Source organism: Acidithiobacillus sp. TH-A117, from assembly GCF_057473465.1.
Genome location: NZ_JBYCKQ010000030.1, coordinates 1 through 14,292, shown reverse-complemented (window position 1 = coordinate 14,292; position 14,292 = coordinate 1). Strand labels below are relative to the sequence as shown.

At 55.0% G+C, this 14,292-nt stretch carries 23 protein-coding genes; 4 read left to right on the top strand and 19 right to left on the bottom strand.

What is annotated here, in order from left to right; translation table 11 throughout:
- On the top strand, positions 1-235 hold a 235-nt coding region (locus AC2VLR_RS07765; RefSeq protein WP_486881623.1), incomplete at its 5' end, for a hypothetical protein.
- Positions 163-315 (top strand): hypothetical protein, encoded by a 153-nt coding sequence (locus AC2VLR_RS07760; RefSeq protein ID WP_486881621.1) that lies wholly within the window; start codon positions 163-165, stop codon positions 313-315. The genes AC2VLR_RS07765 and AC2VLR_RS07760, both read left to right, overlap by 73 nt.
- 24 nt (positions 316-339) lie before the next feature.
- On the opposite strand, the gene AC2VLR_RS07755 is transcribed toward AC2VLR_RS07760, so the two are convergent.
- From AC2VLR_RS07755 to AC2VLR_RS07725, 7 genes are all read right to left on the bottom strand, one after another.
- Positions 340-1,119, bottom strand: coding sequence for an SDR family NAD(P)-dependent oxidoreductase (locus AC2VLR_RS07755; RefSeq protein ID WP_486881620.1), 780 nt, complete (start codon positions 1,117-1,119; stop codon positions 340-342).
- A 28-nt stretch (positions 1,120-1,147) separates the two neighbouring features.
- A complete protein-coding gene (locus tag AC2VLR_RS07750; RefSeq protein WP_486881619.1) occupies positions 1,148-1,420 on the bottom strand; it encodes a type II toxin-antitoxin system RelE family toxin in 273 nt (90 codons plus the stop codon).
- Positions 1,404-1,628: a type II toxin-antitoxin system RelB family antitoxin gene (gene relB, locus AC2VLR_RS07745; protein ID WP_486881618.1), complete on the bottom strand. Its 225-nt coding sequence runs from the start codon at positions 1,626-1,628 to the stop codon at positions 1,404-1,406. The genes AC2VLR_RS07750 and relB overlap by 17 nt, the downstream gene beginning before the upstream one ends.
- Positions 1,629-1,753: 125 nt before the next feature.
- Positions 1,754-2,044, bottom strand: coding sequence for a type II toxin-antitoxin system RelE/ParE family toxin (locus AC2VLR_RS07740; protein WP_486881617.1), 291 nt, complete (start codon positions 2,042-2,044; stop codon positions 1,754-1,756).
- A complete protein-coding gene (locus AC2VLR_RS07735) occupies positions 2,032-2,322 on the bottom strand; it encodes a CopG family ribbon-helix-helix protein (RefSeq protein WP_486881616.1) in 291 nt (96 codons plus the stop codon). The genes AC2VLR_RS07740 and AC2VLR_RS07735 overlap by 13 nt, the downstream gene beginning before the upstream one ends.
- A gap of 378 nt (positions 2,323-2,700) precedes the next feature.
- Positions 2,701-3,144, bottom strand: a complete 444-nt coding sequence (locus tag AC2VLR_RS07730; protein ID WP_486881615.1) for a PIN domain-containing protein — start codon at positions 3,142-3,144, stop codon at positions 2,701-2,703.
- Positions 3,132-3,377 carry an AbrB/MazE/SpoVT family DNA-binding domain-containing protein gene (locus tag AC2VLR_RS07725; protein WP_486881614.1) on the bottom strand — a complete coding sequence of 82 codons (246 nt, stop codon included), beginning with the start codon at positions 3,375-3,377 and terminating at the stop codon, positions 3,132-3,134. The genes AC2VLR_RS07730 and AC2VLR_RS07725 overlap by 13 nt, the downstream gene beginning before the upstream one ends.
- 129 nt (positions 3,378-3,506) lie before the next feature.
- Here AC2VLR_RS07725 and AC2VLR_RS07720 point away from each other — a divergent pair, with 129 nt between their 5' ends.
- Together AC2VLR_RS07720 and AC2VLR_RS07715 are read left to right on the top strand one after the other, a co-directional pair.
- On the top strand, positions 3,507-3,755 hold the full coding sequence (locus tag AC2VLR_RS07720; RefSeq protein ID WP_486881613.1) for a DUF4160 domain-containing protein: 249 nt from the start codon (positions 3,507-3,509) through the stop codon (positions 3,753-3,755).
- Complete coding sequence (locus AC2VLR_RS07715; RefSeq protein ID WP_486881612.1) at positions 3,752-4,201, top strand: DUF2442 domain-containing protein; 450 nt, start codon at positions 3,752-3,754, stop codon at positions 4,199-4,201. The genes AC2VLR_RS07720 and AC2VLR_RS07715 overlap by 4 nt, the downstream gene beginning before the upstream one ends.
- A gap of 174 nt (positions 4,202-4,375) precedes the next feature.
- On the opposite strand, the gene AC2VLR_RS07710 is transcribed toward AC2VLR_RS07715, so the two are convergent.
- From AC2VLR_RS07710 to atpG, 12 genes are all read right to left on the bottom strand, one after another.
- Positions 4,376-4,813, bottom strand: coding sequence for an EVE domain-containing protein (locus AC2VLR_RS07710; protein ID WP_486881611.1), 438 nt, complete (start codon positions 4,811-4,813; stop codon positions 4,376-4,378).
- Positions 4,810-5,286 carry a MarR family winged helix-turn-helix transcriptional regulator gene (locus AC2VLR_RS07705; protein WP_486881610.1) on the bottom strand — a complete coding sequence of 159 codons (477 nt, stop codon included), beginning with the start codon at positions 5,284-5,286 and terminating at the stop codon, positions 4,810-4,812. The genes AC2VLR_RS07710 and AC2VLR_RS07705 overlap by 4 nt, the downstream gene beginning before the upstream one ends.
- Complete coding sequence (locus tag AC2VLR_RS07700; protein ID WP_486881609.1) at positions 5,264-5,647, bottom strand: SRPBCC family protein; 384 nt, start codon at positions 5,645-5,647, stop codon at positions 5,264-5,266. The genes AC2VLR_RS07705 and AC2VLR_RS07700 overlap by 23 nt, the downstream gene beginning before the upstream one ends.
- Before the next feature lie 202 nt (positions 5,648-5,849).
- A complete protein-coding gene (locus AC2VLR_RS07695) occupies positions 5,850-6,224 on the bottom strand; it encodes an alpha/beta fold hydrolase (RefSeq protein ID WP_486881608.1) in 375 nt (124 codons plus the stop codon).
- An 11-nt stretch (positions 6,225-6,235) separates the two neighbouring features.
- The gene (locus tag AC2VLR_RS07690) at positions 6,236-6,706 is read right to left on the bottom strand and encodes an alpha/beta fold hydrolase (RefSeq protein WP_486881607.1); all 471 of its coding nucleotides are present in this window, start codon (positions 6,704-6,706) and stop codon (positions 6,236-6,238) included.
- Between the two features lie 112 nt (positions 6,707-6,818).
- Positions 6,819-7,208 (bottom strand): chorismate mutase, encoded by a 390-nt coding sequence (locus tag AC2VLR_RS07685; RefSeq protein WP_486881606.1) that lies wholly within the window; start codon positions 7,206-7,208, stop codon positions 6,819-6,821.
- A gap of 105 nt (positions 7,209-7,313) precedes the next feature.
- Entirely contained in the window at positions 7,314-7,727 is a 414-nt protein-coding gene (locus AC2VLR_RS07680) for a GFA family protein (protein ID WP_486881605.1), read from the bottom strand.
- 396 nt (positions 7,728-8,123) lie between these two features.
- Positions 8,124-9,971, bottom strand: a complete 1,848-nt coding sequence (gene glmS, locus AC2VLR_RS07675) for a glutamine--fructose-6-phosphate transaminase (isomerizing) (RefSeq protein ID WP_486881604.1) — start codon at positions 9,969-9,971, stop codon at positions 8,124-8,126.
- A 54-nt stretch (positions 9,972-10,025) separates the two neighbouring features.
- The gene (gene glmU, locus AC2VLR_RS07670) at positions 10,026-11,393 is read right to left on the bottom strand and encodes a bifunctional UDP-N-acetylglucosamine diphosphorylase/glucosamine-1-phosphate N-acetyltransferase GlmU (protein ID WP_486881622.1); all 1,368 of its coding nucleotides are present in this window, start codon (positions 11,391-11,393) and stop codon (positions 10,026-10,028) included.
- Positions 11,394-11,495: 102 nt separating this feature from the next.
- Positions 11,496-11,921: a F0F1 ATP synthase subunit epsilon gene (locus tag AC2VLR_RS07665; RefSeq protein ID WP_486881603.1), complete on the bottom strand. Its 426-nt coding sequence runs from the start codon at positions 11,919-11,921 to the stop codon at positions 11,496-11,498.
- A gap of 3 nt (positions 11,922-11,924) precedes the next feature.
- Positions 11,925-13,334 carry a F0F1 ATP synthase subunit beta gene (gene atpD, locus AC2VLR_RS07660; protein ID WP_215844269.1) on the bottom strand — a complete coding sequence of 470 codons (1,410 nt, stop codon included), beginning with the start codon at positions 13,332-13,334 and terminating at the stop codon, positions 11,925-11,927.
- Positions 13,335-13,375: 41 nt separating this feature from the next.
- Positions 13,376-14,242, bottom strand: a complete 867-nt coding sequence (atpG, locus tag AC2VLR_RS07655) for a F0F1 ATP synthase subunit gamma (protein ID WP_486881602.1) — start codon at positions 14,240-14,242, stop codon at positions 13,376-13,378.
- Between the last annotated feature and the right edge of the window lie 50 nt (positions 14,243-14,292).

The window sequence follows — 14,292 nt, the reverse complement described above, 5'->3', positions numbered from 1 at the left end:
ACTATGGCACTACATTTACTGCCGAAAAATCCTTATTGATTTTATGAGCATATTTTTCAAAAAACCCGGATTCTGCCGAAAAAGTGTCAAACATGGGCTAGCCCAACCCAATGGCAGAGTAACGAGATACTCAGTCATGCCGATGGAAACAACATTAAATGCTTGCGGCATCCTGAGCTTGGCTCTATCGAGCTCGAATACTCGGCGTTTTCCGTCGATGGCCGACCGGATCTGAGCATGATTGTGTATAACCCGCTCGATAACAAGATAGCTGCGCGCATCAAAAAGCTTGCCGTCAATATGGAAGAAAGCTAACGGCAAGGAAGGGACGGCCTCGTTTCAAACAAGATTCATCCCGCCATCCACCATGATCACTTCACCGGTCAGATACGCCGACTCGGTCAGCATCAGCGCGACATCAGCAATATCCTGCGGTCTGGCGCTGCGGCTCATGGGCGCGTCACGCCCCCACTGCTGACGCGTCTCGACCCAGTCCTCCGTCAACGGCGTATCCACCAGGCCCGGAGCAATGGCATTGACCCGGATAGCGGGACCCAAAGTTTTGGCCAGCAGCCGGGTAACATGAATCTGTGCGGCCTTGCTGGCCGCATAAGGTATGGAAGCCCCCTTGGGGCGTACCCCGGCATGGGAGCTGATATTCAGCACCGACGCCGGTTGTTCTGCACTTGAGGCCGCGTGCAGATAAGGCTCGCTCAGGGCAATGAGCTGCCAGGGCGCAACCACATGAAGTTCGTAGAGGCGATGCCAGATCTCTGGCGTCGCTGCCTGAAGATCCTGATGGGGGATGACGCTGGACGCCCCGGCATTATTAACCAACACGTCAAGTCGGCCATAGTGGGCGATCACCTCGTCGATGAGCACTTGCCGCGCTGCTTCATCCAGCAGATCGGCCTGAAAATACCGGGCACCGGTCAGAGTGGCTGCCGCTTGCAGTCCGGCCTCGGCAGAAGCGCGGGAATGCAGGGCCACCCGATAGCCGGCCTGCGTCAATCGTTGCGCTATGGCCAGGCCAATGCCGGATGTGGCGCCGGTCACCAGTGCGACGCGGGCGTTATCGATAGCTCCCTCCAAAGTCAGGCCACCCGAGAACTGCGTCAAGGCCGACTCCGACACCGGGCGACAGATATTACTTCCTATAGACATTCTTGCGGTTGCCAATCCGCACGACAAGGATGCGTACAGTGCTGTCCTCGATGCTGGCGATGATCCGATAGTCTCCAACCCGATATTTCCAAAAGGCCCCCAGCTCGGAGCCTTTGAGCGCTTCGCCGATGCTGCGCGGATCGTCGAGCGGGGTGACGCGCTCGCGCAAAAAAGTCGTGATGCGCTTGGCGATGGCTTTGTCCAATGCGCCAAGGTCTTTCTTGGCCTTGTCGCCGAACTCAATCTGCCAAGCCAAGATCGCGCTCCACTTCCTCCAGCGTGTAGGTGCAGCTGCGGCCTGCGCGAATCTCGATCAGACGCTGCTCAGCAAGGTACAGATCTTCGAGGTCCTCCAGGTGCTCCAGGATGGCCTCGCGGGCGTAAAAGGTCTTGCTGCGGCCGGTGGCTTTCGCCAGGGCTTCCAGGCGGCTCTCCACTTCAGCAGGTAATCGGATGGCAAGCATGGTCCTATTTCCTCGGCTTGGATGATGATATACAAGTATACCACCCCTGACATCAATCTGAACTTGTCTCCACCATGCCCAGCACATCCTCCATTGAGGCCCCCCCCCCCAACTTCACCCATTCGTCAGAAGCCTACCTCTTTTTGGTGCCGCACGGCGAGAATCGTGACGGCATCCGAGTCCATGGGGTAGCGGGCCACATAGCCGCTATCGCCGAAATCGATGAGCCACTTGCGGAACGCTTCAGGCATGTCCTCGATGGGGCGGCCGACGCCGGGCTGTTGCCCCAATACCTTCACGCCTTGGCGGATGGCCTTCACCGCCCGTTTGGCCACATCGAGATTCTGTGGAGCCAGGAAACGATAAAGGCCCTGTACATCGAGCAGCGCCTCCGGCGACCAGATCAGACGTGGCATGTCGGTGGTTCAACGTCGTTGCCTTGTTCAAGCTGGGCAAGCCAAGCATCGGCCTCATCGGCACACGCATGCCGTCCGGTAGCGCGGTACGCTTCCCAAGCCTTGAGCGCGTCCTGGCGGAAGGCCTCCCGCTTTTCCTCGCGGTCAACGTACTGGGTGATCGCCTCGCGCATCAGCCAATGCGGCGTGCGCTGACGTGCGTCGGCCAGACGTTTCACGCGGGCTCTGGTGTCCTCGTCGATCTTGATCGCCACGGGGCGAACGGTTGCAGCGGTCATGACGGACTCCATCAAGGTATCTCCAAGTCATACCTTACCATAGGCTGCCAAGTGCGTACTAACCTGCATATTCGCCACTCTGCTTGCCTTGTGAAAACTGGAAAAAATACTTGTCCAATTTTCGGTTGTACGCAAAATGTACTGGCCGATATGCTGTGCTCCCAATTCCTTGACTGAGCCAGAATCGATGCGGCGGCGATGCCGATGCATCCAGCGCTACGGCGCTGCCTTGGGCGGGAGAAACGTTTGTTGACATGCCTGCATGCTACGCATGGCATGGCGGTCGATGTTTCATTTTTCAGTGAACAAACTCATGCTCGACCAAGATGGATTGGGTTTAAATGAGCACTCTTAACACTGATTCCAGCGGAAAACTGGTCAATCTTTAGTGCTGATTGGCAACGGCGGACCCGCCAGCAGAAATGCTCTGAGCGTCATGATGCGTAGCGGTAATGTGGGCAAATCCATCAGGGGGCCGAAGTGCCGCAGGTCACCGGTCAACAAAACATCGACGCCAGCCGCCACGGCAGAAGCCAGTACGGGGATGTCCTTGCTGTTCAGGTCCACGGAAAGGTCCATCTGATTGGTGTGTGGCACGATTTTTACGCTGTCCAGATACTTTTCCAGGACTGATTGGGCCGCTGGGCGCTTGCGTGCGATATTGCGACGTGCTTCCACCACACAGTAAGGGCTGCTGTGGAGCGATATTTTGTGTTGGCGTGCCAGTTCCCATAACAACACAAAGGCTTCTCCCCCGAGTGCTGCAGAGAAAAGTATATTGGCGTCCAGAAAAACCGTGACAGATTGATTTATGCGCCCCAACGGATTTTAGCCTGCGTCAATTCTTCCGGGCTCATCGCAGATGCCTCCGCAAATTGAGCGATACGGTTCTCGTCATACAATTCGACGGGAAGAACTATGGCTGGATCCAGAATGATGCGTCCATCTTCCAGGTGGACTAGCAGCGTGTCGCCAGGCTTGAGTCCCAACTGTCTGCGGGTTTCTGCTGGCAAAGTGATTTGCCCGCGAGGGCTGATTTGTGTGGTAGTCTCCATGGAAGAAATATGGCAGAAAATCTGAAATTCTGCAACTGAGAAACCGCCTGGAGTGATGACGGGGCAGTTGGCTGGAAGTGGCCAACCCCTCGGTGGCGTATTCTGCGGATTATGTACTCCCCTTAGAGGATGAGGTCACCGTTTGTGAGCCTGAGACAGAATGCATCATTCTTTCTGGTCAACCCATCCGGAGAAGTGCGGCCGCTTCCGCACGTTCATGTGCAGTTTCGTGACGGATCCCGAGTGTCGCTGGCCATTGAGACGGGCGCGCTTCTGGCCGGCCATGTTTCGCCCCGTAAGCGATTGGAACCGGTGCGGACCTGGATAGAGGCGCATCGGGAGGTTCTGTTATTGGAATATCGGAGGTTGAACCCATGAATCAAGCATCCAGAATTGAAACGGCGACGCTTACTGGCCCGTTCCAGATAGAAATTCATTGGTCCACTGGCGAAGTGTTTACCACGGATATCCAGGACCTTATTGGTACGCCACGGAAGGAAGATCCCTTTTGCGTACTGCATGATCCGGCCTTCTTCGCTCAGGGGCATGCAGATGACTGGGGCGACGGCCTGAGTTGGCCCAGCGGATTGGATCTGGGCGCAGACCGCCTCTATGCCCTGGGGAGGAAACAGGCAGGATTACCAACGCCTGAGGACTTCATCCAGTGGATGGAGCGGAACAATCTCAGCCTGAGTCGTGCGGCAGAAGCCATTGGGATGACTCGGCGCATGATGGCCTATTACAAAAACGACTCGCGACCGATACCCAAAACCGTGTGGCTGGCCTGCATCGGTTATGAGGCGCTTGAGCGCCACGCAGCTTGATTATGTTGACTTAATGGTCGGTTTTGCAGCGTTACCGGACATTCCCAAGCGGCCTGGGAAAAACAATTATTTGTCAGCAACAAATCGTTTTTAACTGAAATTCTACGCGCATATCAGGCAACGACAAGAGGCTGTCGCGCTCGGCAGCGGAGAGGATGGAACGGCGGGGCATAGTTAATCGTCCATTGGAATGTGCCCCAACATTCCCATCGAGATTATCTCGAAATCTGCTCTCTGGATTTCCAAGTGCCCGAACCGGAAAGCATAGCCCCACCGTCCTTTGTCCTTGATGAAAGAAAGGTGGTCGAGCAGAGGGCGTATAGGCGCGTCAGCCGCTTCGAGGAAATCAATATTGCGCCGATAAGGTATAAAGCCAGGGAACATTTCATATGGATAGATATCTTCGCCGATCACCTTGCCGATAGCAGTAAACTTCTGGCAAGGTGTATTTTCTCCTAGCCGCTCCTTGGGTGAGTAATAGATCAGCCAGTCATTGACCGTCATGCGCTTGAGCGGATGAGCCTTGCCATGACACAACTGGCTGAATCCGCCAGCAATGCCGAGGTGAACATGCTCTCTCGATGCAACACCGATCCAGAAACGGGTTGTCACTCGCTATTCCCTGCGATAATGGAAATGGTAAGCACCTTCCAATAGTTCATCTGTCGCTCAGTTAGGCTGGAGAAGAATTCGTCGTCGGCGCGTTCGACGGCGATGATTGCTTCGTGAGTAAGTTTGCGGCCTGCGGGCGTGAACCGAACTTCTATGGCACGAGTGTCAGCGGTTGACGGCTCCCTACGCACCAATTCACTTTCCTCAAGCTTTCGAATGGCTTTGGAAAGAGTCATCTTGTCAATTCTGGCGTGTTCGACCAACTGAGTCTGAGTTGGTGGCTTTTGCTGCTGCTCGAACCACAGCAGCGAGGCCAATATGGCAAACTGAGTCTGCGTAATGGAAAAGCCGTCGAATACTACCGCGAGTTTGCCTTGCCACAAGGCAATAAGTTTCCAGAGCAAGAAGCCAGGGCTATCGTCAGCCGCCTCGTGCTTGAAAGGAAAAGTCTCAGGGTTTTCTGACTCGTTCAATTAATGCCTCCGTTTGTTCCGCCATCCCGTTGGCAACATTTTCGGCAACAATTTTTCTCCACAAGAACGATAAAAAACCCTCAATGCTCAGGGTCGTACGAATCTCTAACTCATCCCCGTGGTCAATGATCTCGTGAGAATCAAACATACGTGCCCCTGGGAAACGGGTAAGGTCGGTAAATTGATGCCCCGGTTCGACTTTGATGAGTTCGATTGAGACCGTAGGGCCGCTTTTGGGTTTGAATTTCAATGTATTGCCAACCTTTAAATTGCCATCCAACTTTGCATATTCGATGTCTGGTTGCCATGTGTGCCATTGATTGACATCGGTCCATACTCGCCACACATCCTCCGCTCGCATGCCGGTTACTCGCTTGCTGTATGTCTTTCTTCACATGTTTTCCCCGCTAGGCGTGACAAGATAACCATCTTATAGTAATCCAGTTTACTATAATGCGCAAACATTAGCATTGGCCGAAACAAAATTAATAAATACAATAAATTAGAGGTAATTTATTTGGTTTAGGTGGTCATTCTTGGCGCTGATTCTAGCGGGAAACTGGTCAATCATTAGTGCTGATTTCCCGGTGAATTTCTCGTGCATGGGTTAGCAGAACCATATGGCCGCTATTTTCTGGTTGATGATACTGAGCATGAGGAATGCGGGCAGCGATGGCCGCGCCAATACGAGGATTGATGACTCTATCTTGAGCCCCTTGCCATATGTGTACCGGTATCTCAATATCCCTCAGCGAGAATGACCATGGCCTACTTAACACCTTGAAATCATCTGCCATTCCGATTGTTCCTTGACGAAAGGCATTGCGCAAATCACTACTCAGCACCGCAAGTGTCCGTGGATCCATCAGTAGCGATTGATCGTTGATACTCATTTTCTCTGCCAGCTTCGCAAAAAAACCTTCCGGGTTTTGGGGCACGCCCCGCATGCTCAAACGTAGCAATAAACGAAACACTGGATGAGCACGACGCGCGAGCGTAAATAGTAAATGGTCCTGACTTCGTAATGCAGACCATATCTCCGGAATATCAACGGGTCCAAGGCTGCTGACAAGGTGAGATGCGTAAACACGGTCCGGCATGCTATGCGCACAAGCCAAAGCATAGGGACCCCCCCTGAAAAACCCAACACCTGGAACCGCTCTATATGCAGATGATCGGCGCGAGCGGTGACCATCGCGGTCACATCGTCCATGCCCAAGTCTTGGCAACGAGAGGATTCACTATAACCAGGTCTATCTATCGCGATCCAATGCAGATTTTCCCGCAATGCAGTTGGCAAGAAGTCCAATTGTGTGCGTGATCCAGGCGTTCCATGAAAGAAGAAGATCGGTTCATCGCCAGGATTTCCATGTTCCTGAAATGTGACGGTCTGTCCTGATTTCATGGTGAGAATGTTCATAGGGCCCTTCCGCAACTTCAGAAAGTTATTATAAATTTTAGTAATGATTCTTATGGATTGAAAACCTTGACGACATCTCTATGACCGCAGGCCACTACGCATCTCCTGGCAGTTATTCATTAGAACTTGCCTTAGTGTGGCTGATTGCTGCGTGTTCGGCCAATTCCTCATTAATGAAACCCGAAATCATTGCACGGTAAACCAGTTCTGTAACGGACGGGTTTGCACCCAACTCTCGCGATAGTGCCGTGACCTTGGCAATGACTTGTTCGACGCGCTGAGGCGCCTTCACGTCGTCCGTGGTTTTCTTGAAACGAGCCGCTTGCTGCACATAGCCTCCGCGTTCCGCCAGAAGGGTAACCATCTGACGGTCGATGCGGTCAATGTTTGTCCGGACTTCTTCGATGGAACTGCAATCCACTAAGTTCTTCAAAATCTCCTCCTTTGCATGCCCTAAAGATTGGTTATCCATTTTGACCTCGATAAACCATTTTGGCTGCATGGCATCAAAATCTTGCCGGATCCTGTACTACTGGTCTGCGCACCGACCTCCCTCTGATGCAAAACGGAAACGATTTCAGCTTGAGTTATCCGTTATGTCTTATCGTTAGCTTTGTGCTGCCCCTTGCTTTTTCGGTAGCTCCGGGTTCATATAGTCCCAAGGTGCAGCACTACCTACATGGAAATCCAACTTTGGAACATAATTCGAAGAGTCATTTAACGTTCCGGCCTTTATACCCAACATTCCTGGCATATGGCTGAACTGGGCGAACAATTGAGAGCCGCAATTCGGGCAGAAACCTCTTTTGTGCATATTCCCGCTGTCTGCCTGGGACGTGAAATACTTTACTTCACCGGAAACAACCACCTCTTTTTCAGGAAAAATCATCGCCGGAATAAAGGCACTGCCTGACGATCTTTGACAGTCCTTGCAATGACAATTGCCAGTAAACACCGGTTCAATATCCACTGAATAGCGGATTTCCCCACAAAGGCACTGCCCAGAATATTTTGCGTTCATAGACAACTCCATTCTTATTCCCCCTTCACACGGAGTGTGAATCCAAGCCTGTCTACCAAGGACAACAGATCAGCAAAGGCTATATTGGCATCGCTCATTCCGCTGAGAACGGCGGTCTGGGTTTTTTCGTGTTTACCCAAGAATTACACCAAACCTGAATATTGCATGCGTTTGCTTCCCTTCTGGAGCGAGCAAATCTAGTTTTGTAAGCCTAGCCCAATCCAACGACTGCTTCCAGTCTGAACCAGTCATTGGTGACTTCGGAACGTGCATGGCGGAATGCCCCATCAAGCTCAGATGCCCCAGCACATACTTAGCCGCTTGAAGCGGGACCGCATATCATTGACAGACCCACTGACTTCAGGACGGAAAACTCCGGATAATCCCAGCTTGCCCCTATTCAACCGTCACCGCTTTGGCTAAATTCCGAGGCCGGTCCACATCCGTGCCTTTGACCAGGGCAGCGTGATAGGCCAGCAGTTGTACCGGGATAACATGCACCACCGGGGAGAGCAGGCCGGTATGGCGGGGAAGGCGCAGCACATGGATGCCTTCGCTGGCGCTGAAGTGGCTGTCGGCGTCGGTGAACACGTATAACTCTCCGCCCCGGGCGTGTACTTCCTGCATGTTCGCGGCGACTTTTTCCAGTAGGCGGTCGTTGGGCGCAATGACCACCACCGGCATGTTGCTGTCCACCAGAGCCAGCGGGCCATGCTTGAGCTCTCCGGCGGGGTAGGCTTCGGCGTGAATGTAAGAGATTTCCTTGAGCTTGAGGGCGCCTTCTAGAGCAACAGGATAATGCAGGCCACGCCCCAGGAAAAGGGCATGTTCCTTGCCCGCGAAACGCGCCGCCCAGCCCTGGATTTGCGGCTCCAGATTCAGGGCATGCTGGACACTGCCGGGAAGCTGACGAAGCGCATCCAGATGCCCGGACTGGGCGTCGGCATCCAGGCGTCCCTGCGCCTTGGCGAGTGAAATAGCCAATAAATACAAGGCGGCCAGTTGAGTCGTGAAGGCCTTGGTGGAAGCCACCCCGATTTCGGGTCCGGCCCGGGTCAGAAAACGCAAGGCCGAGGCTCGGGGGATGGCACTTTCGGCCACATTGCAAATGGACAGGGTGTACTCATGACCCAGTTCCTTGGCGCGTTTCAGGGCCTCAAAAGTATCCAGGGTTTCCCCCGACTGGGACAGGGTCACAATGAGCTGGTGCGGGTTGGGAATGGAATCCCGGTAGCGGTATTCATGGCCCAGCTCCGCCTGCGCCGGGATTCCCGCGATGCTTTCCAGCCATTGCCGGCCTACCAGGGTCGCATAATGGCTGGTACCTGATGCCAGAAAGAGCACGCTGTCCACATCCTTGAAAATTTCTGCGGCCTGCGTCCCCCACAAATCTGTCAGATTCAGTTGGCTATTCAGTGCTCCTTCCAGAGTATCTGCCAGAGCACGGGGCTGTTCGTGGATTTCCTTCTGCATGAAATGCCGATACGGACCCAGATCGACTGCAGCCGCGCTGAGCTCACTCCAATGTTCTGCACGGTGTTGCGGTAGTCCGGCCTGATCCGTGATAACGAGGCTGTCCCGCTCCAGCAGAGCCACATCGCCATCTTCCAGATACAGCACACGCCGGGTCACCGGGAGCAGGGCCGCCACATCCGAGGCGAAATAGTGCCCATCGTCAGCAATGCCCAGCAACAGGGGACAACCCATGCGCGCCACACAAAGCTGCTCCGGGTCAGTGCGGGACAAAACCGCAATGGCATAGGCACCCCGCAACTCCGACACGGTTTGGCGCACGGCCGTCAACATATCGGGGGCACTCTGCCGGTAGAAATGGACCAGATGGGCGATGACTTCCGTATCGGTTTCGGATGTGAACTCATAACCCGCCTGCTCCAGACGCTGACGCAGGGCATGGAAGTTTTCGATAATGCCGTTATGCACCACGGCAATGTCTTCCTGGGAAATCATGGGATGGGCATTGCATTCGGCCACACCGCCATGGGTCGCCCAGCGGGTGTGGCCGATGCCCAGCAAACCCTGAATACCCCGCGCTTCTGCGGCTGCCGTCAATTCCGCCACCCGGCCAACGCTGCGCACCCGTTCCAGGGTCGGGGGCTGTCCCGGCAGCGCCTGCAGCATGGCCAAACCTGCGGAATCGTAGCCACGATATTCCAGGCGCCGCAACCCCTCCAGAATCATGGGAACCAGATCAGCCTTACTGACACCACCGACAATACCGCACATAATTTTTTCCCCCTGAAACAGGAACAGCCACAGGAATAGCCAGAATTCTTGATTTTATTTAGGTTGGCGCTTGGGGCGCTGCCAATCGGGAACGGAACGCTGGGGGCTGCGGCTCAGCGTCAAACCACCGGCCGCCACATCCTTGGTGATGGTACTGCCCGCACCAATGGTGGCGCCATCCCCCACCTTTACCGGAGCGACCAGCTGCGTCGCCGAGCCCACAAATACATCATTGCCGATCAGGGTCTTGTGTTTATTGACCCCATCATAATTACAGGTGATGGTTCCCGCTCCCACATTCACCCCGGTGCCGATTTCTGCATCACCAATGTAGGTCAGGTGATTGGCCTTGGAACCCGCGCCAATGCGCGATGCTTTGACCTCGACATAATTGCCGATATGAGCCGCAACGCCAATATCACTGCCGGGACGAATCCTTGCGAATGGACCAATACGTGCCCCCGCGCCAATATGCGCCCCTTCGAGCACGCTATAGGGCAGGATTTCCACATCATCGGCAATGTCCACATCCTGAAGGACAACGCCCATCCCGATACGCACCCGATCACCCAGCCGCACTTTGCCGATACAAAGAACATTCGGGTCAAACCAGCAATCCTGGCCGCAGTGCAGGGAACCACGAATATCCAATCGCTCCGGATCTGCCAGACGCAGACCCTGCCGTTGCAACTGCATGACCTGACGGCGCTGATAAATTCGTTCCAGTGCCGCCAGCTGGATCGGGTCATTGACGCCCAGTGCCTCACTGGCATCCCTGAAGGTAAAAGGCCAGACGGGGTGATGACTGGCATGGGCAGCGGCCACCACATCGGTCAGGTAAAACTCTCCCTGGGCATTATTGGCGGACAAGTCTGCCAACCAGTCGTGCAGGGGGGCCACGGGCAATACCATCATGCCCAGATTGACCTCAGCAATTGTCTGTTCTTGCGCATTGCAGTCTTTCTGCTCACGAATGGCCTGCACCTGCCCCTGTCCATCACGGACAATACGTCCGTAACCCTGAGGTTGTTCGAGTATCGCGGTGCTAAGCCCTACCGCGTCTTTGGGCGTTTGTGCCAGAAAGGCCTGCAAAGTGTCTGATGTCAGCAAGGGGACATCCCCGTACAGGACCAACACCCGCTCTGCGCCGCTGAGACCCGGCAATGCTGCCCTGAGCGCATCTCCCGTCCCTTGTTGCTTGTGCTGATGCCACCACTGCACAGACCAATCTGAATCCTGCTTTTTCACCAGCTCCGCGCCATTGCCGATGACCACATGCAACTGGCGTGGCTGCAGGCTCTGCGCCGTTTCCAGAACATGCTCCAGCAGGGGTTTGCCACCCAGGGGTTGCAACACCTTGGGTTGCGCAGAGCGCATGCGGGTACCCTGTCCGGCGGCAAGAATCACAATATCGGTAGTTATCGACTCCATGGCTCTATCCTCAAAATGCACAAACCCCGGTCACCAAAAGCGACCGGGGTCCGTGAAACCTGTCCAGAGACAGGACGCCTCCATAGCTGGCAATTAACGCAGCAGGCCTTGTTCGCGCAAGCGCTGCACCGCTTTCAAGCGGGCGATTTGCGCCAGCAGTTCACCCTGGGCTGCCGCATAATCCATCTGATCCAGATTACCGGCCAGTCGAGCTTCAGCTGCCTGCTTGGCAGCCAGCGCCTTGGCTTCGTCAATATCCGTGGCCCGTTCTGCCGAATCGGCCAGAACCGTCACCACGTCCGGCTGGATTTCCAGCATCCCGCCGTTGACGAACAGATACTCGGTATTGTCACCGTGAATAATCCGCAACTCGCCGGGACGTAATCCGGTCAACAAAGGCGCGTGGCGGGGCAAAATGCCCAACTCACCCATCTCACCTGGGGCAACCACCATGGTGGCTACCCCTTCGTAGATGCTGCCTTCTGCGCTGACGACCCGCACATCAATGGTCATGGTCATACCTTATCCCTGCTGCAGCTTTTGCGCCTTGGCAATTGCTTCGTCAATAGTACCTACCATGTAAAAAGCCTGCTCCGGCAGATGGTCATATTCACCGGCGACAATGGCCTTGAACCCGCGAATGGTATCTTTCAGTGAAGCGTAGGTACCGGGGCTACCTGTAAATACTTCGGCCACGAAGAAAGGCTGGGACAGGAAGCGTTGAATTTTACGCGCCCGGGAAACCAGCAGCTTGTCATCTTCCGAAAGTTCATCCATGCCCAGAATGGCGATGATGTCCTGCAATTCCTTGTAGCGCTGCAGAGTCTTCTGACAGGCACGGGCGACGTCATAGTGCTCCTGACCGACAATGGCAGGATCCAGCTGACGACTGAAGGAATCCAGCGGATCCAGAGCGGGGTAAATACCCAGTTCAGCAATCTGACGGGACAACACCACCGTGGCATCCAAGTGGGCGAAGGTCGTAGCCGGTGAAGGATCGGTGAGGTCATCGGCAGGCACATAAACCGCCTGTACCGAGGTGATGGAACCGACCTTGGTGGAGGTGATACGTTCCTGGAGCTTACCCATTTCTTCGGCCAGGGTCGGCTGATAACCCACCGCTGAGGGCATACGCCCGAGCAATGCGGACACTTCAGTGCCGGCCAGGGTGTAACGGAAGATGTTATCAATAAACATCAGAATATCGCGGCCTTCATCACGGAAATGCTCCGCCATGGTCAAGCCGGTCAGACCAACGCGCAGACGATTGCCGGGCGGCTCATTCATCTGACCGTAGCACAGCGCCACTTTATCGAGCACGCCAGAATCCGTCATTTCGTGGTAGAAGTCATTGCCTTCGCGGGTTCTTTCACCGACACCGGCAAATACAGAATAACCCGTGTGCTCAATGGCGATGTTGCGGATCAATTCCATCATGAGTACGGTCTTGCCCACGCCGGCTCCGCCGAAGAGGCCGACCTTACCGCCCTTGGCAAAAGGGCAGACCAGATCGATGACCTTGATGCCGGTTTCCAGCACTTCGGTGCTGGCGGCCAGCTCGTCGAAACTGGGGGCGGGGCGGTGAATAGCCTTGCGCTCTTCGGTCTGTACCGGGCCTTTACCATCCACGGGATCACCAAGGACGTCCATGATGCGGCCCAGGGTGCCGTGGCCCACCGGAACGCTGATGGGCGCACCGGTGCGGGCTACTGCCAGACCGCGCTTCAAGCCTTCGCTGGGCCCCATGGCAATGCCCCGGGCCACGCCGTCACCCAACTGCGCCTGTATTTCGATGGTGAGATTTTTTTCCGTAATGACCACGGCTTCCATGATCTCCGGGACCTCTCCGCGAGGAAAGGCGACATCGATCACTGGCCCGATCACCTGGACAATGTGGCCGACGGCATGTTCTTTAGCTACCGCTTCGCTCATGATTTAACCCTCAAAAATTCCAAAAATGCTGTACATGATCCTTAAACCGCCGCTGCACCTGCGCTGATTTCGGCGATTTCCTGAGTAATGGCTGCCTGACGCGCCTTGTTGTAAGCCAACTGCAGATCACCCACCATCCGCTTGGCGTTATCCGAGGCATTTTTCATGGCCACCATACGCGCACTCTGTTCGCAGGCCAGATGTTCGATCACTGCCTGATACACGACCGATTCCACATAACGATGCATCAGCTTGTCGAGTACCGGTCGCGCCTCCGGTTCGTAAATATAATCCCACATCTCTGCCGGTTTTTCGGCGGGAGCTTGGGGTTTTTCCACAGGCAACAACTGCTCCAGAGTAGCGCGTTGCAGCATGGTATTCACAAAACGGGACGAAACCAGATAAACCACATCTACTTCGCCTTTGGCATAAGCATCCGCCATGGCCCGGATCGGTCCGATCATGTCGGCCAGATTGGGTTTGTCACCCAGCCCGTTCAGCTCGGCCACCAGATGCGCGCCATGCCGCCGCAAAAATCCCAGCCCCTTGTTACCCATGACTGCGAGATCCGAACTGATTCCCTGATCATGCAGATCATGCATTTTATGCACGACCTGCCGGAGCACGTTGACGTTCAGCGCCCCGCAAAGGCCACGGTCCGTGGTGATCACCAGAAACCCGGCCTTTTTGACAGGTCGGACCTGCATCAATGGATGTTCGTACTCCGGGTGCGCCAGCGCCAGATGGCCCAGGACCTCACGGATTTTCTCCGCATAAGGCCGGGCAGCACGCATCCGTTCCTGCGCGCGTCGCATCTTGCTTGCAGCCACCATCTCCATGGCGCGGGTGATCTTGCGCGTGTTTTTTACGCTCTTGATCTGACCGCGAATTTCCTTGGCATTGGCCATGCTGCTCTCCTAGTACGTCGAACTGGACTTGAACTGCTTGACTGCTGCGT